This is a genomic window from Aeromonas enteropelogenes (assembly GCF_020097295.1).
In the GTDB taxonomy this organism is placed as follows: Bacteria; Pseudomonadota; Gammaproteobacteria; order Enterobacterales; family Aeromonadaceae; genus Aeromonas; species Aeromonas enteropelogenes.
In genome coordinates this window covers 2156086-2180329 of the sequence record NZ_CP083625.1, presented here as the reverse complement: position 1 = coordinate 2180329, position 24244 = coordinate 2156086, and the positions used below count along the sequence as shown (strand labels likewise).

The 24244-nt window shown below is 60.2% G+C and carries 22 protein-coding genes; 7 read left to right on the top strand and 15 right to left on the bottom strand.

Annotated elements, in window-relative coordinates:
- Positions 1-160 precede the first annotated feature (160 nt).
- Both rpmA and rplU read right to left on the bottom strand, forming a co-directional pair.
- A complete protein-coding gene (gene rpmA, locus LA321_RS10285) occupies positions 161-418 on the bottom strand; it encodes a 50S ribosomal protein L27 (protein WP_005304202.1) in 258 nt (85 codons plus the stop codon).
- 17 nt (positions 419-435) lie between these two features.
- Positions 436-747, bottom strand: a complete 312-nt coding sequence (gene rplU / locus LA321_RS10280; protein WP_005304210.1) for a 50S ribosomal protein L21 — start codon at positions 745-747, stop codon at positions 436-438.
- Between the two features lie 243 nt (positions 748-990).
- On the opposite strand from rplU, the gene ispB reads away from it, so the two are divergent.
- Complete coding sequence (gene ispB / locus LA321_RS10275; protein WP_026456013.1) at positions 991-1962, top strand: octaprenyl diphosphate synthase; 972 nt, start codon at positions 991-993, stop codon at positions 1960-1962.
- Positions 1963-2034: 72 nt separating this feature from the next.
- Here the strand turns inward: ispB and LA321_RS10270 are convergent, their stop codons facing one another.
- The 10 genes from LA321_RS10270 to LA321_RS10225 form a co-directional block, all read right to left on the bottom strand.
- Entirely contained in the window at positions 2035-2223 is a 189-nt protein-coding gene (locus LA321_RS10270) for a DUF2065 domain-containing protein (RefSeq protein WP_026456014.1), read from the bottom strand.
- Between the two features lie 108 nt (positions 2224-2331).
- On the bottom strand, positions 2332-3213 hold the full coding sequence (gene hflC, locus LA321_RS10265; protein WP_026456015.1) for a protease modulator HflC: 882 nt from the start codon (positions 3211-3213) through the stop codon (positions 2332-2334).
- A gap of 3 nt (positions 3214-3216) precedes the next feature.
- A complete protein-coding gene (hflK, locus tag LA321_RS10260; protein ID WP_042070122.1) occupies positions 3217-4365 on the bottom strand; it encodes an FtsH protease activity modulator HflK in 1149 nt (382 codons plus the stop codon).
- An 85-nt stretch (positions 4366-4450) separates the two neighbouring features.
- On the bottom strand, positions 4451-5737 hold the full coding sequence (gene hflX, locus LA321_RS10255) for a ribosome rescue GTPase HflX (protein ID WP_042070124.1): 1287 nt from the start codon (positions 5735-5737) through the stop codon (positions 4451-4453).
- A gap of 63 nt (positions 5738-5800) precedes the next feature.
- A complete protein-coding gene (hfq, locus tag LA321_RS10250; RefSeq protein ID WP_026456017.1) occupies positions 5801-6064 on the bottom strand; it encodes an RNA chaperone Hfq in 264 nt (87 codons plus the stop codon).
- Positions 6065-6136: 72 nt separating this feature from the next.
- On the bottom strand, positions 6137-7066 hold the full coding sequence (gene miaA / locus LA321_RS10245) for a tRNA (adenosine(37)-N6)-dimethylallyltransferase MiaA (RefSeq protein WP_042070125.1): 930 nt from the start codon (positions 7064-7066) through the stop codon (positions 6137-6139).
- Positions 7056-8918, bottom strand: coding sequence for a DNA mismatch repair endonuclease MutL (gene mutL / locus LA321_RS10240; protein ID WP_042070127.1), 1863 nt, complete (start codon positions 8916-8918; stop codon positions 7056-7058). The genes miaA and mutL overlap by 11 nt, the downstream gene beginning before the upstream one ends.
- A 14-nt stretch (positions 8919-8932) precedes the next feature.
- A complete protein-coding gene (locus LA321_RS10235; protein ID WP_223380415.1) occupies positions 8933-10399 on the bottom strand; it encodes an N-acetylmuramoyl-L-alanine amidase in 1467 nt (488 codons plus the stop codon).
- A gap of 23 nt (positions 10400-10422) precedes the next feature.
- Positions 10423-10896 carry a tRNA (adenosine(37)-N6)-threonylcarbamoyltransferase complex ATPase subunit type 1 TsaE gene (gene tsaE, locus LA321_RS10230; RefSeq protein ID WP_042028249.1) on the bottom strand — a complete coding sequence of 158 codons (474 nt, stop codon included), beginning with the start codon at positions 10894-10896 and terminating at the stop codon, positions 10423-10425.
- Positions 10897-10904: 8 nt separating this feature from the next.
- Positions 10905-12416 (bottom strand): bifunctional ADP-dependent NAD(P)H-hydrate dehydratase/NAD(P)H-hydrate epimerase, encoded by a 1512-nt coding sequence (locus LA321_RS10225; RefSeq protein WP_042070129.1) that lies wholly within the window; start codon positions 12414-12416, stop codon positions 10905-10907.
- Positions 12417-12530: 114 nt separating this feature from the next.
- Here LA321_RS10225 and queG point away from each other — a divergent pair, with 114 nt between their 5' ends.
- Positions 12531-13685 (top strand): tRNA epoxyqueuosine(34) reductase QueG, encoded by a 1155-nt coding sequence (gene queG / locus LA321_RS10220; RefSeq protein ID WP_042070131.1) that lies wholly within the window; start codon positions 12531-12533, stop codon positions 13683-13685.
- Between the two features lie 83 nt (positions 13686-13768).
- The gene (gene ppgK / locus LA321_RS10215; protein WP_042070132.1) at positions 13769-14512 is read left to right on the top strand and encodes a polyphosphate--glucose phosphotransferase; all 744 of its coding nucleotides are present in this window, start codon (positions 13769-13771) and stop codon (positions 14510-14512) included.
- A 74-nt stretch (positions 14513-14586) separates the two neighbouring features.
- On the opposite strand, the gene LA321_RS10210 is transcribed toward ppgK, so the two are convergent.
- Positions 14587-15042 (bottom strand): hypothetical protein, encoded by a 456-nt coding sequence (locus tag LA321_RS10210; RefSeq protein ID WP_026457144.1) that lies wholly within the window; start codon positions 15040-15042, stop codon positions 14587-14589.
- Between the two features lie 501 nt (positions 15043-15543).
- Here LA321_RS10210 and metN point away from each other — a divergent pair.
- The 4 genes from metN to rfaH all read left to right on the top strand — a co-directional run bounded on the left by metN (position 15544) and on the right by rfaH (position 18644).
- Positions 15544-16587, top strand: a complete 1044-nt coding sequence (gene metN / locus LA321_RS10205; RefSeq protein ID WP_042070134.1) for a methionine ABC transporter ATP-binding protein MetN — start codon at positions 15544-15546, stop codon at positions 16585-16587.
- A complete protein-coding gene (locus tag LA321_RS10200) occupies positions 16568-17221 on the top strand; it encodes a methionine ABC transporter permease (protein WP_042070135.1) in 654 nt (217 codons plus the stop codon). The genes metN and LA321_RS10200 overlap by 20 nt, the downstream gene beginning before the upstream one ends.
- 25 nt (positions 17222-17246) lie before the next feature.
- Positions 17247-18047 carry a methionine ABC transporter substrate-binding lipoprotein MetQ gene (metQ, locus tag LA321_RS10195; RefSeq protein ID WP_042070136.1) on the top strand — a complete coding sequence of 267 codons (801 nt, stop codon included), beginning with the start codon at positions 17247-17249 and terminating at the stop codon, positions 18045-18047.
- Positions 18048-18143: 96 nt separating this feature from the next.
- A complete protein-coding gene (rfaH, locus tag LA321_RS10190) occupies positions 18144-18644 on the top strand; it encodes a transcription/translation regulatory transformer protein RfaH (RefSeq protein WP_042028240.1) in 501 nt (166 codons plus the stop codon).
- A 125-nt stretch (positions 18645-18769) separates the two neighbouring features.
- On the opposite strand, the gene LA321_RS10185 is transcribed toward rfaH, so the two are convergent.
- Positions 18770-19981, bottom strand: coding sequence for an EAL domain-containing response regulator (locus tag LA321_RS10185; RefSeq protein ID WP_042070137.1), 1212 nt, complete (start codon positions 19979-19981; stop codon positions 18770-18772).
- Positions 19974-24200 carry an ATP-binding protein gene (locus LA321_RS10180; RefSeq protein WP_042070210.1) on the bottom strand — a complete coding sequence of 1409 codons (4227 nt, stop codon included), beginning with the start codon at positions 24198-24200 and terminating at the stop codon, positions 19974-19976. The genes LA321_RS10185 and LA321_RS10180 overlap by 8 nt, the downstream gene beginning before the upstream one ends.
- Positions 24201-24244 lie beyond the last annotated feature (44 nt).

Sequence of the window (24244 nt, the reverse complement as noted above, 5' to 3'; positions counted from 1 at the left end):
ATAGTGGTACAGACCCCTGCGGGCGATACGCATCTTGCCAATCATGCCCTGCAGAACCGGGGTCGGCTGCGTTCCGTTTTTTCGTCAAAAACATCAAAAAGACGTCAGAAAAACAAAAGCCCCGCCTGTTGGCGGGGCTTCGGATCCTTGCGGTCCGTAATTACTCAGCAACGATGCTAACGTACTTACGGTTCAGCGGACCTTTGACTTCGAACTGCACCTTGCCGTTCGCGGTAGCGAACAGGGTGTGGTCCTTGCCCAGACCAACGTTCTCACCAGCGTGGAACTTGGTGCCGCGCTGACGAACGATGATGCTGCCAGCCAGAACTGTTTCGCCGCCGAAACGCTTCACGCCCAGGCGTTTAGCTTCAGAATCGCGACCGTTGCGGGATGAACCGCCAGCTTTTTTGTGTGCCATCTATCGGACTCCTCTAATTAAGCGCTGATGCCAGTGATTTTGACTTCAGTGAACCACTGACGGTGGCCCGCTTGCTTACGGTGGTGCTTACGACGACGGAACTTGACGATAGTCACTTTCTCGCCACGGCCGTGAGCCACAACTTCAGCTACAACCTTGCCACCTTCAACGAAAGGAGCACCTACTTTAAAAGTGTCGCCTGCAGCAACCATCAGCACTTCGTTGAAGTCGATGGTAGCGCCAGTCTCAACGTTCAGCTTTTCCAGACGAACGATTTGACCTTCGGCCACACGGTGTTGTTTTCCGCCGCTTTGGAATACCGCGTACATTTGATTAACTCCGTAAAGGCATGTCTTTTGCTCAAGGCCAGACATGCGCAAAAACCTATAACAATGGGCGGGCATTCTACGCAAATCGATCTGCTCAGGCAAGGCCAATTTAGCAAAAAGTTTATTTTGTGCGCATATCTGCCGCCGTGGATAAACGCTTAACTGTAACCCATTGTGAAATCGTGTAGAATCCCCGCCATTACTAAAAATCGCAGTTATTGCTGCCGTCACGTTACGAGACTTATGGACCAACAGACTATCCGTGCGCTCTGTGCCGCCGACATGACGGCGGTCAATGAACTGATCCTGGCTCGACTTCAGTCCGACGTTAGTCTGATCAATCAGCTGGGTTTCTATATTGTCAGCGCCGGCGGCAAACGGATGCGCCCCATGCTGACCGTCATGGCAGCCCGTGCGCTGGGCTACGAGGGTGAAGATCACCTGAAGCTGGCCGCCATCATCGAATTCATTCACACCTCTACCCTGCTGCACGACGACGTGGTCGACGAATCCGATCTGCGCCGCGGCCGGGAAACCGCCAACGCCCTGTTTGGCAATGCTGCAAGCGTCCTGGTGGGCGACTACCTCTACAGTCGCTCCTTCCAGATGATGAGCGAGCTCTCCAACCTGAGGGTGATGGAAATCCTGTCGGATGCCACCAACACCATCGCCGAAGGGGAAGTGTTGCAGCTGATGAACTGCAACGATCCCGACACCACCGAAGAGAGCTACATGACGGTCATCTATTGCAAGACCGCCAAGCTGTTTGAGGCCGCCACTCGCCTCGCCGCCGTGCTGACCCATCAGCCTGAGCCGGTCGAGCAAGCCATGACCGACTACGGTATGTATCTGGGTACCGCCTTCCAGATCATCGACGATGTGATGGACTACTGCTCCCAGAGCGACGACATGGGCAAAAACGTGGGGGACGATCTGGCCGAAGGCAAACCTACCCTGCCGCTGTTGCGGGCCATGGAAGTAGGTACGCCGCAAGAGCGCCAGCTGGTACGCGATGCCATTGAGCACCGCAACGGCATGGAGCATCTCGATCAGATCCTGGCCATCCTTGAGCGCACCGGCGCTCTGGAATACTCCCGCATGCGAGCTCGCGAGGAGGCCGACAAAGCCATCGCCGCCCTCGCCATTCTGCCGGACTCCCAGCACAAGCAGGCGCTGGAGACTCTGGCACATATGGCAGTGCAGCGCAGCGCCTGAGTCAAGGCTCAACCACACACGAAAAGAGGCCGAACGGCCTCTTTTTTTATCTTCGGATTCACACCGGTTGGCTTAACGTGCAAGCATCCAGAGGATCACGCCTCCGGCCACCACCAGAGAGCCGCCGATGCGGCGCAACTGCTCGGGTGGCTGCTCGCTCAGCAGGCGCAGCATCTGCTGCCAGGCTCTTGGCATCAAAAGCGGACCCAGTCCTTCAAACAGCAGCAACAAGCCCAATCCCATCAGTACAGATGTCAGCATCTTGTTCCCTTCTGCTCCCCTCTTCTGCCGCCACCACTGTGGCCGGCACCCAAGAAAAAGAAAAGGGTCTGACAATGCAGACCCTTTGCAACTACTTTTCCCAACGGCTTACTTGCTGCCGTTCGGCGACTTGAGGTAACGGAAGAACTCGCTGTCCGGCTTGAGCACCATCAGCTCATTGCCACCGGAGAAGCTCTTGCGATAGGCCTCCATACTGCGCACGAAGCTGAAAAACTCGGGGTCTTTCTTGTAGCTGTCGGCATAGATCTTGGCGGCCTCGGCATCCCCTTCACCACGCAGCTGACGGGCATTACTCTCGGCATCGGCGATCATCACGGTCACCTTGCGGTCGATGTCGGCACGCAGGATCTCTGCCTTCTCGCGACCCTGGGAGCGATGCTCACGGGCCACCGCGGTACGCTCGGCGCGCATCCGCTGATAGATGGAGTTGGAGACTTCCACCGGCAGGTTGATCTGCTTGATCCGCACATCCACTACCTTGATGCCGAGCTCGGAGGAGCGCGCCATCTTCTTCAGGGCATCTTCCATCACGGTACTACGCTCGCCGGAGACGATATCCTTGATGGTGCGGTTACCGATCTCGGAACGCAGACCGTTGTTGATCTTGCGCTTGAGCAGGTCTTCGGCCTGCAGTTTGTTGCCACCACCGGTCGCCAAGTAGTACTTGGAGAAGTCCTCGATCTTCCACTTCACGTAGGAGTCGATGATGAGGTCTTTCTTCTCGGAGGTGACGAAGCGGTCGGCCTGGCTGTCGATGGTCTGGATACGGGCATCCATCTTGCGAACCTGGTCGATGAGCGGCACCTTGAAATGCAGGCCCGGCTCATAGAGGCGCGGCTCGCCGGAATCAACCCGCTTCACCTTGCCAAACTGCACCACGATCCCCTTCTGACCTTCATCAACGATAAAGACAGAGGAGAAGCAGACCATGGCCGCGACAGCGATTGCACCAATAGCTAGCTTTTTCATCTATCAGTTTCTCCCTGAGCTGAAGCGGTCACCGCTACGCAGCGGCATTGGAGTGGAGTTGCTCCCCTCGTTGGAAACCGGCGCCGGCTCTACGGTCGGTGCCACGGTCGAGCGCTGTGGCTGGGCTACGTTCGGCTTGCCAGACAGCTTGTCGAGCGGCAGATAGATCATGCTGTTGTTGCCAGCAGGCATGTCGACCAGCACCTTGTTGGCTTGCTGGTACAGCTCTTCCATGGTTTCCAGATAGATACGGTTACGGGTCAGTTCGGGCGCAGCCTGATACTGGGGCAGCAGCTCGTTGAAGCGAGCAACCTCACCCTGGGCCTTCAGCACAATCTGGGACTTGTAGGCTTCGGCCTCCTGCTCCAGACGCTTCACCTGGCCACGGGCCTTGGGTTCCACTTCACGGGCATAGGCTTCCGCTTCACGGATGAAGCGCTGTTCATCTTCCTGGGCGGCGATAGCGTCATCAAACGCATCCTTCACCTCTTCCGGCGGACGAGCCGGCAGGAAGTTGACGTCCACGATCTGCAGACCCATCTGGTAGGGCTCGATGATGCCATCGATCACTTCCCAGGTTTCCTGACGGACCTTTTCCCGACCAGTGGTCAGTACGTCATCCATCTTGGTGTGGCCCACCACGTAGCGCAGGGCGCTGTCGGTCGCCTGGCTCAGGCTCTCGTCGGCATTGGTCACACTGAACAGGTACTGCTCGGGATTGACGACACGGTATTGCACGTCCATCTCGACCCGCACCACGTTCTCATCCTGGGTCAGCATGAAACCGGAAGCCGGCAGGGAGCGAACGGACTCGACGTCCACCGGGATCACCTGATCGATAAAGGTCGGCTTCCAGCGCAGGCCCGGCTCGACAATGTGGGAAAACTTGCCAAAGCGCAGCACGGCACCGCGCTCGGCTTCACGAATGGTGTAGAAGCCGCTGACGACCCACACCACCACGGCGACCACCAGCGCGATGGAAATACCAAAGCGGCCCACATCGCCGCCAGACTTGCCGCCACCCAGCAGGCCACCGAAACGGCGACTCACCTTGCGCAGCATTTCATCCAGATCAGGGGGCCCCTGATTCTTGCCGTTGTTCCCCCAAGGGTCACGGTCTTTGCCGTTGTTACCAGGCTCATTCCAAGCCATCAGCGTCTCCATTAATACTTGCGGATGGATATCATCTCTATCGAACCCTCATCGTTGATGAAGCCTGTCAGCATTCACCGACGAATCAATGTCTGATAAAGCGTTGTAAACTCTCACCTTCCTGTTTCACGAGGCGGTTCCAGTCGGCCACTTGCAAGCGGACTTCCAGCACAAAATCCCCCTCCTCGCTAAAACCTTCCTGCTCAATCCCTTTCAACTGATAGAGCGCACTGCGCAATCTCGCGGCAGAAGGCGGCAACTGCAGGGTGTGATGCACCATGGAGCCAGCCAGCAGCTCGGTCAGGGCCTGAAACAGATATTCACACCCTTCACCGGTTTGGGCAGACAGCCAGACGCGCAACGGGCGTCCTTCTTCATCCCGCTCCAGGCCAGCCGGACGGTCCGCCAGCTTGTCGATCTTGTTGCAGATCATCAGTTGGGGACGGTCGTCTGCTTCGATCTCGGCCAGCACCAGCTGCACGGAGCCGATATTCTCCTGCATCTGCTCATCGGCACAGTCCACCACATGCAGCAACAGATCCGCTTCGCGGGTCTCCTGCAAGGTTGCCTTGAAGGCAGCGACCAGATCATGGGGCAAGTGCCGAATAAATCCAACAGTATCTGCCAAAATCACATCACCCACATCCCGGATCACCAGTTTACGCAGGGTGGGATCCAGGGTTGCGAACAGTTGGTCGGCAGCATACACGCTGGCAGCTGTAAGTTGGTTGAACAAAGTAGACTTTCCGGCGTTGGTATAACCAACCAGGGATACTGTCGGTACTTCATTGCGATTGCGGGCGCGGCGCCCCTGTTCCCGCTGCTTGGCTACCTTTTCAAGCCGACGCAAAATCGCCTTGATGCGTTCACGCAGCAGGCGTCGGTCGGTTTCAAGCTGGGTTTCCCCCGGACCGCGCAGACCGATCCCCCCTTTTTGACGCTCAAGGTGGGTCCAGCCTCGCACCAGGCGAGTAGAAAGATGGCGCAACTGGGCCAGTTCGACCTGCAGTTTACCTTCGTGGGTTCGGGCCCGCTGGGCAAAGATATCGAGGATCAGGCCGGTTCTATCCACCACCCGGCACTGGAACAGACGCTCCAGGTTGCGCTCCTGGGCAGGAGTCAGGGCATGGTTGAAGATCACCACGTCGGCGTCCAGCATCTGGACCTGGGACGCGATCTCTTCAGCCTTGCCACTGCCGACAAAAAATTTGGCGCTTGGGGCACTGCGGCTGGTGGTTATCACCGCCAGTGCATTGACTCCGGCAGAGCTCACCAGCATCTTGAGCTCTTCCAGATCCTCCCGTTCGCCCTCATCACTGAAGTTGACATGCACCAGAACGGCCTGTTCGCCAGCTTCATAACGGTCAAACAAGCGCTTGCTCCTTAACAGGAATCATGATGAATCTGAGTTGACGAGTGGACTCGTCCCGGGATATCACGCCTCGGCGTCACCCTGTTCATCAGCACCGCCGTTGGGAGCAGGCTGGTGATGGTTGACGGCACGGGCCGGCACCACGGTGGAGATGGCGTGCTTGTAAACCATCTGGCTCACGGTGTTCTTCAGCAGGATGACAAACTGATCGAAAGACTCGATCTGACCTTGCAGTTTGATGCCGTTCACCAAATAGATAGAAACAGGAATACGCTCACGGCGCAGCGCATTCAAAAACGGGTCTTGGAGAGATTGCCCCTTAGCCATTTTTCTTTTCCTTATAGTTTGTTGTTTTTAAACATCGAATCTCAATATAACAACCTGATTATACAGGGAGTGTCAAGCCGCACCAGCGCGAGCAAGCACGCGTTCCAGATTGCCAGACTCACCAGATTCCAACCAGGTCACATCGGGCCAACCGCGCAACCAGGTCATCTGTCGTTTTGCCAATTGGCGGGTGGCAACGATGCCACGATAACGCATCTCATCATACTCTATCTCACCGTTCAGATAGTCCCACATTTGGCGATATCCGACGCAGCGAATAGAGGGCAGATCCGGTGTCAGATCGCCGCGGGCCATCAGGGCCCTCACCTCCTGTTCGAAGCCCCCTTGCAGCATTTTGTCGAAACGCTGTTCGATACGCTGATGCAGCACGGCACGATCCTTCGGCGCAATGGCAAACTGTTGCACCCGATAGGGCAACCCCTCTCCCTGTACCTGGGTCAATTCGGTGAGCGTCTTGCCGCTGATGCGGTAGACCTCGAGCGCCCGGCTGAGCCGCTGCGGATCGTTGGGATGAATGCGGGCACCGGCTACCGGGTCGATGCGCACCAGCTCGTCGTGCAACGCCTGCCAGCCGAGGCGGGCCGCCTCTTCTTCAATGCCGGCACGAATGGCCGGATCGGCGGAAGGCAGGGGTGACAGCCCCTCCAGCAACGCCTTGAAATAGAGCATGGTGCCACCCACCAGCAGCGGAATGCGGCCGCGATCGGCGATATCCTTCATCTCCCGCAGGGCATCCTTGCAAAAATCCGCCGCCGAGTAGCTCAGGGCCGGATCCAAGATGTCGATCAGCCGGTGAGGCGCCAGCGCCAGCTCGGCCGGGGTCGGCTTGGCAGTGCCGATATCCATACCGCGATAGATCAGGGCCGAATCGACGCTGATGATGTCGCAGGGCAGCGCCTGACACAGTTCGATGGCGAGATCCGTCTTGCCGGAGGCCGTCGGCCCCATCAAAAAAATTGCAGTCGGCAAGTCACTCGCCATGCTTGAACTCCTCCAGCACGGCCGCCAGCGAGAGCGGGCGCACCATGCGAACGTCTGCCAGTTGGTCAGCGTGATCGGCAACAAGTTCCGTCAGCAACCGACTGGCAGTTGAAAAATCGTATACTTTCTCGCGGCTTATCCCCTGCTCCACCAGCCATTGGCATAATACTTCAGCCTGCTGGCCGGCATCACTGTCAGATCCACCCTCGATGATTTGCAGCAATTCGGGTAACAGCCGTACCAGGTCGGTCTGACGCAGCAAGGCGGGTACCCGAGTCAGGATCATGGTGTCGCGCCCACCGCTTTTCAACTCCAGCCCCATCCGTTTGAGCAAACGCTCCTGCGCCTCCACCAGGGTCATCAGGTTTTTGGGCAACTTGAAGGAGACCGGCAACAACAGTGGCTGGGCCGCCAGCCCCTGGCCCCAGGTCTCCAGCAGCCAGTGACGCAGCAGCAGGCGTTCGGCCCGCACCAGCGACAACAGTGCCAGCTGGCCATCCCGCTCTATCAGCAGATAGGCCTGCTCCACCAGAGTAAGCGCCCGGCAACCCTGTTGTGCGGGTGGCCTGGGAGCGTCAGCAGGGGCGTTTGTCGCAACTTGTGCCGATTCGGCGATGGGCAAGGTGGTGAGCAGCGCTCCCATGCCCCGCATCGCCTCGCGGCTCGGGGGCTCGGGTGGCTGGTAGCTGCCGGCGCTTCCCGCACCTCCTTCTCGCACCTGAGACGGCGCACGGTAGTTGTGCTCGGCGCCATACCATTCGGGACGAGGCGCCTGCCCGGGATATTCGATCTGCGGAGTGACCGGCAGTTCCACCAGGGTTTCGGCCAGCGGCTCATCGGTGGCGCTACCAGCCCCTTCACGGCGCAGTGCGGTAAAGAGCCCCTGGAAGATGAAATCATGAATGAGACGGGCCTGATGAAAGCGCACCTCGTGCTTGGCCGGATGGACGTTGACGTCCACCTGGCGGGGATCCAGCTCGATATAGAGCACATAGGCGGCGAAGCGATCGGCGGGCAACAGCTCGTCGTAGGCCTGGCGGATGGCGTGGTTGATGAGCTTGTCGCGCATCATGCGGCCATTGACGTAGGTGTATTGCAGATCATTTTGCGGCCTGGCCCCCTGCGGAGTGGCCAGCCAGCCCCACAGTCGCACGTCGCTGTGTTCGCTCTCCACCGCCAGCGCATGATGCATGAAGGGCGTGCCACAGACGGCGGCAAGGCGGCGCTCCTGCTCCGGCACCGTATTGGCAGCCTTGTACTGGCGTACCACCTTGCCGTTGTGGCGCAGGATCAGGGTGACGTCGAAGCGGGAGAGCGCGATGCGGCGCACCAGCTCGTCGATATGAGCGAACTCGGTCTTTTCGCTGCGCATGAACTTGCGCCGCGCCGGGGTGTTGAAGAAGAGATCCACCACCTCCACTGTCGTACCCACCGGATGGGCCGCCGGTTTGACGGTGACGCTCATCTCGCGCCCCTCGGCCTGGGCTTGCCAGGCTTCGGCCTGCTCCGCTGTGCGGGAGGTGAAGGTCAACCGGGAAACCGAGCTGATGGAAGCGAGCGCCTCGCCGCGAAATCCCAGGCTGTTGATCCCTTCCAGATCGTCCAGGGTCGCGACCTTGGAGGTGGCGTGGCGCGACAGCGCCAGCACCAGTTCATCCCGGGCAACTCCGCAGCCGTTGTCACGAATGCGGATCAGCTTGGCACCCCCCTTGTCGATATCGATTTCGACCCGGTCAGCGCCCGCATCCAGGCTGTTTTCCACCAGTTCCTTGACGACGGAAGAGGGCCGCTCCACCACCTCCCCTGCGGCAATCTGGTTAGCCAGAATCGGAGGCAATATACGGATTGGCATCGCTGGCTCCTGCTTTATTTTTTGGGAATGTAGAGCACCTGCCCTATCTGGATTTCCCGCGATTTCAATTTGTTGATCTCCACCAGACGGGCCTGGCTCACCCCGTACCGTTCGGCAAGGCGAGAGAGGCTCTGGCCGCGGGTGACCACGTGGCGGATCATCTTCGACTTGTCGTTGACCCCGGCACTGGTGGTCGCCGAGTAGGGTTTGATCACCCCGGCGCCGGAGGCGCTGCCCACGCTGCTGACCGGTGCACCACTGTCACGCACAGTCGCCGGCATCCGGTTGGTCACTTGGGGTTGGGGAGCCGGTTTGCTCGCGGCCACCTGTCTGGGCGCCGCAGCTGGCTGGCTCGCCACGCTCTTGCCGGTCAGCATGGCCCCCTTGGTCGGGTGGGCGCGGTAATAATTGCGGATCCCCTCGAAGATGGCGCGAGCCAGCTGATCCTGATAGCTGGAGGTGGCCAGCAACTTCTCTTCGGCGTGGTTGGAGATGAACCCCGTCTCCACCAGCACGGAGGGAATGTCCGGCGCCTTGAGCACCGCCAGGCTGGCGTGTTCCGGCGCCTTCTTGTGCAGCCTCGCGACCTTACCCATCGAGCGCAGGATCTGGCGGCTGACGTCATAGCCCTCGGCACGGGACTTGTCCATCGAGAGGTCGAGGAAGGTCTGTGCCAGATAGGGGTTGGGATCGGATTCGGCCAATACCTTGCCGACCCCGCCAAGCAGTTCGCCCTGCTTCTCCTGCTTCTCCAGCCAGCTGCCCATCTCGCGGTTGGCGCGGTTGGTCGACAATACCCAGACGGAAGCACCACGTGGCGTGGAGTTATGGAAGCTGTCGGCATGAACGGACACCAGCAGATCAGCCTTCGCCTTGCGGGCGATTTCGGAGCGCTTGTTCAGATCGACGAAGTAGTCACCACGGCGGGTCAGGATGGCACGCATCCCGGGCTCACGGTCGATGAGAACCGCCAGCTTCTGGGAAACCGCCAGGGTCACCCGCTTCTCGTAGGTGCGACGCGGGCCGATGGAGCCAGGGTCTTCCCCGCCATGACCCGGGTCGATGGCAATCACCACCCCCTTGCCCTTGCCGCCCACCGGCGCCGATCGCACGGCGGCGGCCGAGCGCTTCTCTTCATAGGGCAAGTCGATCACCAGCCGATGCCCATAGGGGCCGGCCGGGGCCAGCGGGAACACCACCGGCTTGATGGCTGAACTCAGGTCCAGCACCAGCCGCAGGTCGCCCTTCTCCTGGGGCGTGCTCTGGCGCACCTTGCGCACCAGTTCACTGTTGTTCTCGACGCGAGCCAGGTTGGTGGCCACGTTCGCCCCTTTCAGGTCGATCACCAGGCGATCCGGACCGGTCAGGGTGAAGTAGTTGTAATTGGGGGCGCTGCTCATGTCGAGCACCACCCGGGTGTTGTCCGGTGATGGCCAGATCCGCACGCTCTTGAGCTGATTCGCCCAGGAGGGTAAGGCCATCAAGGAGAAAGCAATAAGAAGGATCAAGCGCACGTAGATGACAACCGTTCCAGAATGGCTTCGCCAATAGCAGTGCGTGCCTCAATCAGGGCCTCGCGCTGCTCGCCTACATAGGTGAGGGTGATTTCGAGGTCGGGTGCCGGCAGCCAGCCCTCCCCCTTCTCGGACCACTCCACCAAACAGAGGGTGTTGGCAGAGAAGTAGTCGCGGATCCCCATGAACTCCAGCTCTTCGGGATCGGCCAGACGGTAGAGATCGAAGTGGTAGACCTGCCAGCCATCCAGCTCATAGGGTTCGACCAGGGTATAAGTCGGACTCTTTACCTTGCCCTGATGGCCCAGCCCCTGTACCCAGCCCCGGGTCAGGGTCGTTTTACCGGCCCCCAGGGCGCCATGCAAAAACACCGTGGTCGCCTGCTGACAGGCCTGTGCCAGACGGCCACCCAGAGCCACTGTTGCTGCCTCGTCCGGCAGTGTCATCATCAACTGTTTTGCCATGTTCTTCTTTAACTTGTAATGGTGTCGGGATTAACCAGTTTGCGGATCCAGGGCAACAGATCGGACGCCAGCATGCCCCGCTCTCCGTCAGCGGCGGCCAGATCGGCAGCCTCTCCGTGGAGCACGGCCCCCAGCCGGGCAGCCATGGTGGCGGACCAGCCCTGAGCCAAAAGGGCGGCGATTATACCAGATAACAGATCGCCCATGCCGCCACTTGCCATGCCGGGATTGCCCTCGCAACAGAGCGCGATCCCCTCGTCATCGGCAATCAGGGTACCGGCCCCCTTGAGCAGCACAACGCCGCCGTAACGCTGCTGCAAGGCGCGCACTGCGGCAAACCGGTCGGATTCAATCTCGGCGATGGAACACCCCAGCAGCCGAGCGGCCTCGCCAGGGTGGGGAGTAAGTACCCAATTATCCTGATGACGAGGAGCTTGCGCCAGCCAATTCAATCCATCAGCGTCTAAAACCAGAGGAATTTTGCTGGTCAATGCCTGCTCGAACCGGGTGCGAGCCCACTCATCCAGCCCGAGGCCAGGCCCTATGACCCGCACCGATGCCCAGCCCCCGTCATCCGCCTCATCGCCTCCCATCAATTCTGGCTGGGATAGACTGACTGGCGGATGAACCGGATGCTGACACACTCGCACCAATCCGGCGCCGGTCCGCAGGCAGGCCCTGGCCGCCAGCAGGATGGCCCCCTGCATGGCGCGATTGCCGCCCACCAGTAGCACCTTGCCATTCATCCCCTTGTGAGCCGAACGCAAGCGCGGCACCAGTTGCGATTTGAGCGCCGGATAATCGAGCCGCCAGGCTGAAGGCGGCACACGCTCATCGGGCATAACGCCAAGCTCATCGCATTCAAGCCGACCGACACAGTCGACCCCATCCCCGGTGAGCATGCCCTGCTTGATGCCGATAAAGGTGAGGGTGCAGGTGGCGCGCACCACGGCCCCCATGGCGCGCCCCGTATCGCCATTGAGTCCGGAAGGCAGATCCACGGCCAGCACGGGCACACCCAAGCCATTGATTGTTGCGACGATCTTTGTCAGTAACGGAGCGAGATGTGTACTGACACCCGTGCCCAGCAGGGCGTCAATGACCAGATCGGGGGGAGGAAGGCTGGCAAGCACCGGGTCTTCGGCCAGCCAGACCTTTCCCCCGCAGGCCAGCCAGGCCTCGGCGGCCACTCTGGCATCCCCCTTCAACTGAACGGGCTCCCTTGCGGCAATCACCACGGGCTCCAACCCATGCTTGCGGGCGAGGCGAGCCAGTACATAGCCATCCCCGCCGTTGTTGCCGGGGCCGGTGAAGATCCACCAGTTGCGACGCTCGGGCCAGTGTCGGATTGCATGGGCAAAGAGGGCCGCACCAGCCCGCTCCATCAGGGCATAGAGCGGTTGCCCTTCACGCCTGGCCCACTCCTGTTCACGGGCGCGGATCTGTTCGGTCCGCCACAGCCCCTGTGATAGACTGTCCGCCTCTTTCTTGCATTCAGCATCCCCGATGACCTGTACCATGACGGCTCCCGACGCTTATCCATTGTCCCGAACCGGCCCAGCCCGGCCCATGATGATGCCTGAGCATCCACTCCTGTTTGCCTTGCAGATCAATTCATTAAGGCATGCAGCGGGATGACGGCCCCCGACTTTGAGCAGTTGGCTCAAGATATCAAGCTCTGGGCCCGCGAGCTAGGATTTGACCAGGCAGGCATCACGGATACGGATCTCGCCATCGAAGAGCCCAGGCTGCAGGCTTGGCTGGATGCAGGCCACCACGGCAGCATGGAGTATATGGCGCGTCACGGCATGATGCGGGCCCGCCCCCACGAGCTGCTGCCGGGCACCCGGCGTGTGCTGTCGGTGCGGATGAACTACCTCCCCTTCGAGGCGGGCTTCGCCGCCACCCTGCGCGATCCGGCTCTCGGCTACATCAGCCGCTACGCCCTCGGGCGCGACTACCACAAGGTGCTGCGCAACCGGCTCAAGCAGCTGGGGGAACGCATCGAGCGGCGCTGCGCTGAGCTGTTTCAAACCACAACCGACCCCATCGGCGAGTGGCGCCCCTTCGTCGATTCGGCCCCCGTACTGGAGCGGCCGCTGGCAGCCAAGGCCGGCCTCGGCTGGGTGGGCAAGCACTCGCTGCTGCTCAATGAGTCGGCCGGTTCCTTCTTCTTTCTGGGAGAGCTCTTGCTCAACCTGCCGCTGCCGCTGGACGAACCGGTCGAAAAGGAACGGTGCGGCAAGTGCATGGCCTGCATCAACATCTGCCCTACCGGCGCCATTGTCGCCCCTTACGTGGTGGATGGCCGCCGCTGCATCTCCTACCTCACCATCGAAAATGACGGTCCCATCCCGCCAGAGTTCAGGCCGCTGATGGGCAACCGCATCTATGGCTGTGACGACTGCCAACTCATCTGCCCCTGGAACCGCTACGCGGACGCCAGCCCGGAGCCTGACTTCAGTGCGCGACCCAATCTGCACCGCCCGCCCCTGCTTGAGCTGTGGCGCTGGAGCGAGAGCGAGTTTCTCAAGCACACTGAAGGGAGCCCCATTCGCCGCATCGGCTACCAGCGCTGGCGCCGCAATCTGGCGGTGGCACTCGGCAACGGGCCGGCCACAGCGGAAGTGATTGACGCCCTGCAACAGGCCCTTGCCGAGGCCAAGCCCCTGGTGGCTGAGCATATCGAATGGGCGCTGGCAACCCTGGCCGGCCGTCGGGAAGAGGAGAGCAAAAAGACTCGCTTGCTGATCCGCTGCATCGAAAAAGGTTTGCCGGATCACGCCTGAGCGATCTGCCCCTTGCCGGCACGCCGCAGTTTTTTCATGCTCTGCCGATCCGTCACGGTCAGCACATTAAAAGGACACCACAGATGCATATGTTGGGAGTGGATATTGGCGGCTCGGGGATCAAGGGCTGTCTGGTCGATACCAAAACCGGCGAGCTGATCGGCGAGCGCCATCGCATTGCCACGCCACAACCGGCCACACCGGCCGCCATTGCCCATACCCTCAAGGCACTGGTGGAGCATTTCAACTGGCAAGGGCCGGTGGGGTGCGGTTTTCCCGCCACCATCCACCACGGGATCGCCAAGAATGCCTCCAACATCGACAAGAGCTGGATAGAAACCGACGCCGTTCACCTGTTCAGCGATGTCACCGGCCAGCCCTGCTACGTGCTGAACGATGCCGATGCCGCCGGTCTGGCCGAGATGAAATTTGGCGCAGGCAAGGAGCGCCAGGGGGTGATCATCCTTATCACGGTAGGCACCGGCATCGGTACGGCGGTGTTTGTCAACGGCCACCTGCTGCCCAATACCGAGCTGGGTCATCTCGTTCTGGAAGGCATGGTCGCCGAGCACTACTGCTCGGATGCGGTGCGCAAGCGCGAAGATCTCTCCTGGAACCGCTGGGGAAAGCGCTTCAACAAGTATCTGGCCCGCCTCGAGTTTCTGTTCTCCCCCGACCTCTTCATCCTGGGGGGCGGCAGCGCTGCCAAACTGGAGAAGTTTGTCGACCGCATCCAGACCCGGGCGCCGCTCATCCCGGCGGCCAGCCTCAACCAAGCAGGCATCATAGGGGCAGCCCTCTATGCCGCCGAGCAGCATCAGGGCTGAACACTTCGGCGTTGTGACTACCTCCCATAATCAAGGGGCCCGACAGCCATGCCGGGCCCTTCTTTCATATGGCCTTACAAATCGTCCAGGCGATGCACCCCGTGTACCAACCGGGTCAGGCGGGTCTGCTCCAGCCGGGCCAGATTCTCGAGCAGCGCCGCCGTATCCGAGGTCGGGCACTCGCGGGCCAGATGATTGAGCTCGCCCACCAGCTGCTCTTCCCAACTACACACCCGGGTGACGATATCCTGGGTCTGGGCCGTGGCTGGCAGCTCGAACTGGCGAATGCCGGGCAACATGTCTTCGCTAAACCCCTGCTCCAGCCAGGTCTCCCTTACCGCCTCGGTCAGCTGGCTGCCATACTCGTGCAGGTGAGCGCAGGCGGCGTCTTCCCGCCCCTGCAAATACACCAGCAACATCCGGCTGCGTTCACTGTCCACCTGAGCGGCCAAGCGCCCGTAGCAGAGCCCAAGCTGGTGATGTACCTGCTCCAGATAGTGCAGCAACTGTTTGATCTGTTGGAATCTCATCGCACTGCCCTCCTTGTCTGATGTCCATCCCAGTATAAAAAACCATCTTTCGTGCCCCAATCAGGATCGCGCTGCCCCTTGCGCTATATCAAATGAACGGGCAAGAAGTGCCATAGACGAGGAAACGGGAACGATTTGTGCAACAAAAAGTAAAAAGATAGGGCGGGGCGTGCATAGGTGCTTCAAACGAAGCAGAACAAAAAGGTCGTGCAAAATCCAATATAAATGACATTCAAGCCAGGATTTCCATGTTAAATTCGGATTGATAGCCACATTCATGAATTCAATATTTAGCCCCTCTTCGCCACAAAACATCATCTCGGGAAGGGCATCCTTTTTCTCACTTTTTTAGACGTCTAGATGTATAAATGGTCGTTGACACGGCCATCCAGACATCTTAGCATCATCCTCCATGATGGCAGTGTCACCCAGTGAAACCTCTGCCCAATTCACCCGCCTGTAGCGCCCTGTGCTTTAAGGCTGTTAGCACGGAAGAATCCCATGATTAAGTTGATCGGTCTCAACAAAGTCTACGGTAAAGGCAGTGATGCCGTGCACGCCCTGCGTGATGTCAGCCTGCATGTGCCCCAAGGCAAAATTTTCGGGGTGATCGGTGCCTCCGGCGCCGGCAAGAGCACCCTCATTCGTTGTGTCAACCTGCTGGAGCGTCCGACAGAGGGCCAGGTCATCGTCGATGGCCAGGATCTGGTGACCCTGAGCGAACGGGACCTGACCCAGGCCCGCCGCCAGATCGGGATGATCTTCCAGCATTTCAACCTGCTCTCCTCCCGCACCGTGTCTGCCAACATCGCCTTCCCGCTGGAACTGGCAGGCTGGAGCAAGGATAAGATCCAGCATCGGGTCGCCGAGTTGCTGGCGCTGGTCGGGCTGGAAGCCCGTGCCCACGCCTATCCGTCAGAGCTCTCCGGCGGCCAGAAGCAGCGGGTCGCCATCGCCCGGGCGCTGGCCCCGGCCCCCAAGGTGCTGCTGTGCGATGAGGCCACCTCGGCCCTCGACCCGCAGACCACCCGCTCGATCCTGACCCTGCTCAAGGAAATCAACGTCAAGCTGGGGCTCACCATTTTGCTCATCACCCACGAGATGGACGTGGTGAAGGGGATCTGCGACGAAGTGGCCATCATCAGTGACGGCCGGCTGATCGAGCAGGGCGAAGTGGCCTGGTTCTTCAGCAATGCCAAGACCCAGCTGGCCCGGGATTTCATCCACTCCACCATCCACCTGGAAGTACCCCAGGAGTATCAGGATCGGATGAGTACGGAGCGGGTACCCGCCAGCTATCCGCTGGTAAAGCTCGGCTTTACCGGCAGCACGGTCGACACGCCGCTCATCTCGGAGGCGAGCCGCCGCTTCAACATCGACATCAGCATCCTGAGCGCCGACATCGAATACGCCGGCGGCGTCAAGTTCGGCTTCCTGCTGGCGGAACTGTTCGGGGATGAGGCCCAGTGCGAGGCCACCCAGCAGTTCTTCATCGACAACCATATTCAGCTGGAGGTAATGGGTTATGTCCGAAGCAATGATTAATCTGCTGTTCACGGCCCTGGGCGACACCCTCATCATGGTGTTTGCCTCCGCCCTGTTCGGCTGCCTGCTCGGTCTGCCGCTCGGCGTGGCGCTGCACGTGACCAAGGCCGGCCAGATCCTGGCCAACCCGCTGCTCAACCGCACCCTCGGCATGGTGGTCAACATCGGCCGTTCGGTGCCCTTCATCATCCTGCTGGTGGCCATCATCCCGCTGACCCGGCTGATCGTCGGCACCAGCATCGGCACCATCGCCGCCATAGTGCCGCTGACCGTCGGTTGCATCCCCTTCATCGCCCGCCTGGTGGAAGGGGCCCTGATGGAGGTGCCGGACGGCCTGCTGGAAGCAGCCAAGGCCATGGGCGCCAAGCCCCTGCAAATCATCACCAAGGTGCTGCTGCCCGAGGCCCTGCCCGGCATCCTCAACAGCGTCACCATTACCCTGGTGACCCTGGTCAACTACTCCGCCATGGCCGGTGCCATCGGTGGGGGCGGTCTGGGTGATGTGGGTATCCGTTACGGCTACCAGCGATTCGACCCGACCGTCATGCTGGTCACCGTGGTTATCCTGGTTGTGCTGGTTCAACTCATCCAGAGCGCAGGTGAGCGCCTGGTCAACAAATACGATCATCGTTAATCGTCGATTTCTGACAGGAGGTTTTATGAAATTTGGCATCAAATCCGTTGCGGCTGCCCTGCTGGCTGGCCTGGTACTGGCCGGCTGCGGCCAGAAAGAAGAGAACAAGAGCCTGAAAGTGGGTGCCATCGCCGGCCCCGAAACCGAGCTGGTCGAAGTGGCCGCCAAGATCGCCAAGGAGAAATATGGCCTGAACGTCGAAGTGGTGACCTTCTCCGACTACGTCACCCCGAACGTGGCTCTGAACGATGGCAGCATCGACGTCAACGCCTTCCAGCACAAACCCTATCTGGATGCCCAGATCCGTGATCGCGGCTTCAAGCTGGTGCCGGTCGGCAACACCTTCGTCTACCCGATCGCCGGTTACTCCAAGAAGATCAAGGCGCTGAACGAGCTGCAGGATGGTGCCCAGATCGCGGTACCGAACGACCCGACCAACCTGGGCCGCTCCCTGATCCTGCTGGAGAAGCAGGGCCTGCTGACCCTGAAAGAGGGTGCCGGCCTGGAAGCCACCGTACTGGATATCACCAACAATCCGCGTAACTTCAAGATCGTCGAGCTGGAAGCAGCCCAGCTGCCCCGCTCCCTGGAAGACGTGGATCTGGCCATCATCAACAACACCTTCGCTGGCCAGATCGGTCTGACCCCGAGCGAAAACGGCCTGTTTGTTGAAGATAAGGAATCCCCCTACGTCAACCTGATCGTGGCCCGCGAGAACAACAAGGATGACGAGAAGGTCAAACAGTTCGTCCAGTCCTTCCAGACTGACGATGTCTACAAGAAAGGTCAGGAGCTGTTCAAGGGCGGCCTGGTCAAAGGCTGGTAATCATCCATTCGGTAAAAAAGGCCACGCTTTGCGTGGCCTTTTTATTAAGCGCCGCTATCATATCCGCGAGCACGGCAACACGAACATACTGATCACATGAAAAAATGGTATCTGGCCTACTGCAAGCCAAAAGAAGAGGCCCGCGCCCGCGCCCATCTCGATGCCCAGGGTATCGAATCCTATTACCCCATGGTGGAGATCGAGAAGCTGCGCCGGGGCAAGCGGGTTCCCGTTCGGGAACCCATGTTTCCCAACTACCTGTTTATCTTCGTCGATCTGAACGAAGTCACCCCCATCACCCTGAAGTCGACCCGCGGCATCAGCCGGATCATCCACTTCGGCAGCGAATGGACGCCCATCAACAGTGCGCTTGTCTATCAGCTGATGAGCAAGGATGACAGTGACGAGGCGAGAGCCAGTTACGCCAGGCTGCCCAGCCAGGGGGACAAGGTGAAGATAGAGACCGGCCCCTTCGCCGGTTTTGAAGCCATCTATATGGAACCTGATGGCGAGAAGCGGGCCATCCTGCTGGTCAACCTGCTCAACCAGGAGACCCCCTGCAGCCTCGAGAATGCCACCTTCCGCCGCCTCGATTAGCCGCGATAACGCCAGGTGGCGGCTTGCTCCGCCACCCCTTTCAACCCTGCCGACCCTCTTTCCTGCCAACCTTTCTCATTCGGCACCAACTGCATATCCAGCCCACGGGTCAGGCACAGCCCCCATCAGCCAGACAGCAGTGCTGGCAAGCGTTCCAACCAAGCTGCATGCCAGTTTTTCAGCTCGTGACGGGGCATCGGCCGGGCGGAGAAAAATCCCTGGCAGACATCGCAACCCAGCGCAGCCAACTGGCGCCAGGTCTGCTCGTCTTCCACTCCTTCCGCGACTGACTTGAGCCCCAGTTTACGGGCCAATTCGATGCTGGATTCGATAATGGCCAGACGAGAAGGATCGGCATAGCAGCGATCCACGAAGGATCGATCCAGCTTCAACTCGGTAAACGGCAGCAGCGCCAGCTGCTGCATGGAGGAGTAGCCAGTACCGAAATCATCAATGGAGAGGCCAAAACCGTGCATGCGCAGACGCGTCAGCACCTCCAGGGACTTGCCCAAATCCTGGACGAAAGAGCTCTCGGTCACCTCCAGGGTGATCAACTCGGGATTGATGCTCCAGCGTTGACACTGGTTGATGAGGGAGTGGCAGAGATCCCCCTCGATCAGGGATGTCGTGGAGAGGTTCATCGACAGATTCAATGACAGACCCGTCTCTTCCCAGAGATGACCATCACGGAGCGACTTGTTGATGATGACCTCGGTCAGCTGATCGATGAGCCCATTGTTCTCCGCCAGGGGAATAAAACGGGCGGGAGAGATCATGCCATATTCCGGGTGCTGCCAGCGGGCCAGCGCCTCCATGCCCACCCACTGACCGGTCACAAAGCTCACCTTGGGCTGGTACCAGGGCAGGATCTGATCCCGCTCGAGGGCCAGTTGCAACTCGACGACGTCGATGCCGTCCCCCTCTTCGCTATGTTGTGGCTCTTGTCCGGGGGACCAGGTGTCGATCAGTTGCCGGATTTGCTGCGGACTTGAGGGCTTTTCGAGCCGCCCCAGCACCTGCAGGCCATAGGCGGCACTCATTCGCAGCACTGCCGCCACCACGTCATCCTCCAGGGCACTGGAGAGGATAATGCCCCCCTTGAAGCCCCCCAGAGAGAGGCGGCGCAACAACGCCATGCCATCCATGCCGGGCATGCGCAGATCACAGATAAGAATGTCGACCTGATGATGCTGGCAAAGCGCCAACGCCGAGAGGCCATCCTGCGCCTCCAGCAGTTGCTGATATCCGAGGCTGCGGATCTGGTGCAACAGGGTCTTGCGCTGGAAGGCGTGATCTTCCACCACCATGATAACCAGCTCATCTTCTCTCTTATTCATGGATCCACAGTCCCATTTCGCGTGTTACTTCATGCATGGCGGCATTCACACCGGCTGCCAACGCCTCGAGTTCATCCAGCTGTTTCAACCGGGCGGCTGACTCCAGCCTGGCCGCCTGTTCCGCCAGCGCGGCTTCACCGACCATGCGGGCTGCCCCCTTGATGCGATGGGCTATCTCCATCAATTCCCGGGTATCACGAGCCGCCGTCGCTGCCATCATCTCTTGGCAATCAGCCTGATTTGATGCCAGATATTCTCGCGCCATGGTGCAGGCCAGGGCCTCATCACCAAACAGATCCCGCCAGCGGCTGGCTTGCTCGAGGGCAGAAGTCGAGTCGGCTGGCTCAGCTGCATTGGTGCCGCTTGCAGGCAACCACTTGGTCAGCAACTTGCGCAGCGATTCCAGTGCATAGGGTTTGATCAGCATGCCATTCATGCCGGCCGCCGTCATGCTCTGGGTCGCCTCCTCGGACGCATCGGCAGTCACCCCTATGATGGGGGCCTGCTCTCCCTGGCTGCGCAGGGTTCTCGCCAGGGTATAGCCATCCATGACCGGCATATGGCAATCGGTCAGCAGCAGGGCAAAACGCTGCCCTTGCCAGGCACGCAGTGCCTGCTCGCCATTATCCACCACCTCGCAGTCGACCCCAAGTATCGCCAGCTGGCGGACCAGCAAGGCCCGGTTCACCGGGTGATCATCGGCCACCAGCACACGGCCATCCAGGGTTGCCGTTGCTTCGTCCTGGCTTGGCATGGCATGGTCGGCCAGCAGATCGCGGCACGTTTCCAGCAGCAGGTCCGGGTAGAGGGGGGATTGACCGAGTCGCCACCAGTGGCTGGTGCCAAGCCGCCCCCGCAGCGCCTCCCGGGGGGAGATAACTATCCCCTTGAGACTGGCGTGCTGTAACCAGCGTTGCCATTCGCTGCCAAGCGCTCGCTCGAGGCTTTGTTCATCCGCCAGCAGCAAGCCTTCCAGCTCCCCATCTAGCTGGCTGCCATCAATGGGATGCAGGGTAGCACCGAAACGGGTCATGGTTGCCTGTAGCAGCAGATCATCACCAAGCAGCCACCAGTGGCTGCCGGTCAGTGCCGGGGCATCCCACCGGCAGTCGGAAAGCGGGATAGTGAAGCTGAAGCTGGTCCCCTCACCGGCCCGGCTGGTGAGGGAGAGTGTTCCGCCCATTTTGCGCACCAGCTGATCGCAGATGGCCAGGCCCAGCCCGGTGCCGCCAAAACGGCGATTGATGTCGGACTCCACCTGCTCGAACGGAGTAAACAGCAACCCTTGCTTCTCTTCGGCGATCCCGATCCCGGTGTCACTCACCGTGATGGTGAGGGCGCCATCGCGATAGCCAACCCGAATGCCGATGCTCCCCTGCTCGGTAAACTTGACCGCATTGCTGAGCAGATTGGAGATCACCTGCCCCACGCGAATGGCATCAAGCACCGCCTGATCGGGGATCTGCGCCTCCCAGTGCAGCGTCACCTTCAACCCCTTGCCGTAGGCCTGGGCCGCATGGCCACGGATCACATCGCAGATGACGGACTGCAGGCGGCCGGGATGGTAATCGAGCAGGAACTGCCCCGCCTCCATCTTGGAAAAATCGAGGATATCGTTGACCAGATAGAGCAGATTGTTGGTGGAGCTCTCAACATTGCGCAGCAGGTAGCGCTGATCCTCGTCGAGGGAACTCATGCGCAGCAGCTCCAGCATGCCGTGCATGCCGGAGATGGGGGTCCGCAGCTCGTGGCTCATGGTCGCCAGGAAGCGGCTGCGTGCCTGCATGGCCTGCTCGGCTGACGCGCGCGCTTCGCGCAGCTCGAGCTCTTGCTGCTTGAGGGTGGTGATATCCTGCACCACACCGTTGAGGATCAGATCGCCACTCTCCTGCGGGACGAAGTTGCCTCGCACCTGCAGATAGCGCGTCCCCGCAGGCGAAGGCACCATGACTTCCAGATCCAGTGGCGTCAGGGCCATGGCATGGGCCGCCACCTCGCTGACGAACGCCTGCCGCATCTCCTCGCCGAGATCAAATACCGCCCCGCCAGGCTGGGCCTGCAACAGGCTTTCCGCCGGTTTGCCCAGGATCTCTTCGGCGCCACGCGAAACATAGAGAAAACGCCCTTTCCCCACTCCCTGCCACAGATATTGGTATACGACCCCGGGCATGCTGTCGGTCATGTCCTTCAACCGGGTTTCGGCTTCACGCACCTTGCTTTCGGCCGCCTTGATGGCGCTCACATCGGTCAGCACCGTCAGTACGCCCTGAATGCTCCCATCCGCGGCGCGGTAGGGCAGTTTCACATAGATGACGTGGAACAAGGTGCCATCTCGATTGCTGCTCTGCCCCGCCCCGGCGATGACCTCACCGGTCGCCCAAATCTGGCGCTCCTCGCGCAGCATCTGCTCCCGCTCGTCCGGCTGCATCTTGCTCCAGCCATCCCCCAGTTCGGCCCCGATGAAGGTCTCCCGATAGGCCTTGTTGCACAAGGTCAGGGTCTGCTGGCGATCCCGCAGCGCCACCATGTTGGGCAAGGAATCGAGCAGGGTCTGGACAAATACCAGTTGTTCGTTGAGCTTTTGCTCCGCCCGCTGGCGCTGGGCTATCTGGCGCCGCAGGCTCCTGACCCAGATAAATGCCAGCGCGCCTATGACCACAACCCCGCCCAGAGAGAAGGCCAGCCAGCGGTAAAGCAGCGTATTGTCCTGCTCCATGTTGATGGAGATATTGAGCCATTTGCGCTCCAGCAGGGCCCACTCATCGTCGCTGATGGTCAGCAGCAACTTGTCCATGATGCGGGTCAATTCTGGCTGGCTGTGCGCCACAGCCATGCTGATCGGCGTGCCAAACTGGCTGCTGGCATAGACGACCTGGTACTTGTCGTTGAAGCCCTGCATCGCCTGACGACCGATGTTGGTCATGGTCAGCAGCACATAATCCGCTCGCCCGTCATCCAGCATCGACAGCAGCTCGTTGTCCGTACTGGTCTGGACCAGGATGCCACCATTGGCATTGACCACGGAAGACTCGTAAGAACCCACCACACCGCCAACCCGATGGCCACGCAAATCAGCGAGAGAGGCCAGGTTCTTGCTCCCCCGCTTGGCGACCACGTACGAATTGAGCATCAGGAAAGGAGACGTAAAAGAGGCGTAGCCTCGCCGCTCGTCCATCACTGTGATGAGGGGGATAAGATCCACCTGCTGGCGGCGCAGCAGTTCGAGGGATTGGGTCCATGAGTCCGTTGGCGTCAACTCGAAGCGAATGCCGGTACGCAGGCTCAGCAGCTTCATCAGATCCGCCGCATAGCCGTGCAGCACACCTTCCTTGTCGATTTCACTGATCCCGGCGAAGGCTGGCGCCACCGCAAATCGAACCACCTCTCGCTTTTTCAGCCAGGCCCGCTCCTCTTCATCCAGCAGATGAGCGAGGCTGACGGGAGATTCATCCCTCCCCAGACGCAGCCTGGAATCGGTGATCGGCACCCGCTGGTAAGCCTCGAGCAGTCGATCTCTCAAGGCGATATTGCCCTTCCTGATCGCAATCGTCAGTACTGTGCCTTGCAACCACTCCGGATTGATGATCCCCAGCGGGCCGGACATGTGCTCCATGGCGTTCTTCAGCGCGGGCTCCAGACCCACATAGGCATCGGCCAGACCCAGTTTCACCCTGTAGCTGGCCTCGTCACGACTGTTGAGCTGGGTGACGTTCTCTATCCCCATCCTGTCGAGGATTTGGCAGGAACCAAACCCGCGCACACACACCCAGCTCAGTTTCTTTGCCTGCTCAAGGGTGAGCATCTGGGCAGGTTCCCGCAGCAGCACTACTCTGTCATAGCTCCCCAGATAGCCGACCTGGCTGACTTCGCGATGATCCAGGCTATCGCGCGGGATGCCAAACAGCGCATCCACTTTCCCGTCGATCAGCGCCTGCTGCGCTTCGACATAAGAGGTGTAGGGAACATAACGCACCTCTCTTTCCATCTCGGCGGCAATACGCAGGGTCAGCTCCCGCTGGGGCCCAGCATAATGATCGGCGGACATGGCATAGAGAAATGGTGGGTAGCCTTCCCGTGGTACTCCCACCACCAGTTCGGGTACGGACTGCTGCTCGACGGCGCCGCTACCTTCATATGCAGACTGCGTCGCAGCGCTTAACGGACTGCTCAGCAGCAGCCACGCGAACCAGGCGAAGAAAAAGTGGCGAGAAAGAGGCATGAACGTCTTGTCCTGATGAGTGAAATCGATAATGCAGCTATCGC

Bases quoted from the DNA above. Each gene is read 5' to 3' on its own strand.
- rpmA (WP_005304202.1), bottom strand. From the start codon at position 418: ATGGCACACAAAAAAGCTGGCGGTTCATCCCGCAACGGTCGCGATTCT.
- rplU (WP_005304210.1), bottom strand. From the start codon at position 747: ATGTACGCGGTATTCCAAAGCGGCGGAAAACAACACCGTGTGGCCGAA.
- ispB (WP_026456013.1), top strand. From the start codon at position 991: ATGGACCAACAGACTATCCGTGCGCTCTGTGCCGCCGACATGACGGCG.
- LA321_RS10270 (WP_026456014.1), bottom strand. From the start codon at position 2,223: ATGCTGACATCTGTACTGATGGGATTGGGCTTGTTGCTGCTGTTTGAA.
- hflC (WP_026456015.1), bottom strand. From the start codon at position 3,213: ATGAAAAAGCTAGCTATTGGTGCAATCGCTGTCGCGGCCATGGTCTGC.
- hflK (WP_042070122.1), bottom strand. From the start codon at position 4,365: ATGGCTTGGAATGAGCCTGGTAACAACGGCAAAGACCGTGACCCTTGG.
- hfq (WP_026456017.1), bottom strand. From the start codon at position 6,064: ATGGCTAAGGGGCAATCTCTCCAAGACCCGTTTTTGAATGCGCTGCGC.
- miaA (WP_042070125.1), bottom strand. From the start codon at position 7,066: ATGGCGAGTGACTTGCCGACTGCAATTTTTTTGATGGGGCCGACGGCC.
- mutL (WP_042070127.1), bottom strand. From the start codon at position 8,918: ATGCCAATCCGTATATTGCCTCCGATTCTGGCTAACCAGATTGCCGCA.
- LA321_RS10235 (WP_223380415.1), bottom strand. From the start codon at position 10,399: ATGGCCTTACCCTCCTGGGCGAATCAGCTCAAGAGCGTGCGGATCTGG.
- tsaE (WP_042028249.1), bottom strand. From the start codon at position 10,896: ATGGCAAAACAGTTGATGATGACACTGCCGGACGAGGCAGCAACAGTG.
- LA321_RS10225 (WP_042070129.1), bottom strand. From the start codon at position 12,416: ATGGTACAGGTCATCGGGGATGCTGAATGCAAGAAAGAGGCGGACAGT.
- queG (WP_042070131.1), top strand. From the start codon at position 12,531: ATGACGGCCCCCGACTTTGAGCAGTTGGCTCAAGATATCAAGCTCTGG.
- ppgK (WP_042070132.1), top strand. From the start codon at position 13,769: ATGCATATGTTGGGAGTGGATATTGGCGGCTCGGGGATCAAGGGCTGT.
- LA321_RS10210 (WP_026457144.1), bottom strand. From the start codon at position 15,042: ATGAGATTCCAACAGATCAAACAGTTGCTGCACTATCTGGAGCAGGTA.
- metN (WP_042070134.1), top strand. From the start codon at position 15,544: ATGATTAAGTTGATCGGTCTCAACAAAGTCTACGGTAAAGGCAGTGAT.
- LA321_RS10200 (WP_042070135.1), top strand. From the start codon at position 16,568: ATGTCCGAAGCAATGATTAATCTGCTGTTCACGGCCCTGGGCGACACC.
- metQ (WP_042070136.1), top strand. From the start codon at position 17,247: ATGAAATTTGGCATCAAATCCGTTGCGGCTGCCCTGCTGGCTGGCCTG.
- rfaH (WP_042028240.1), top strand. From the start codon at position 18,144: ATGAAAAAATGGTATCTGGCCTACTGCAAGCCAAAAGAAGAGGCCCGC.
- LA321_RS10185 (WP_042070137.1), bottom strand. From the start codon at position 19,981: ATGAATAAGAGAGAAGATGAGCTGGTTATCATGGTGGTGGAAGATCAC.
- LA321_RS10180 (WP_042070210.1), bottom strand. From the start codon at position 24,200: ATGCCTCTTTCTCGCCACTTTTTCTTCGCCTGGTTCGCGTGGCTGCTG.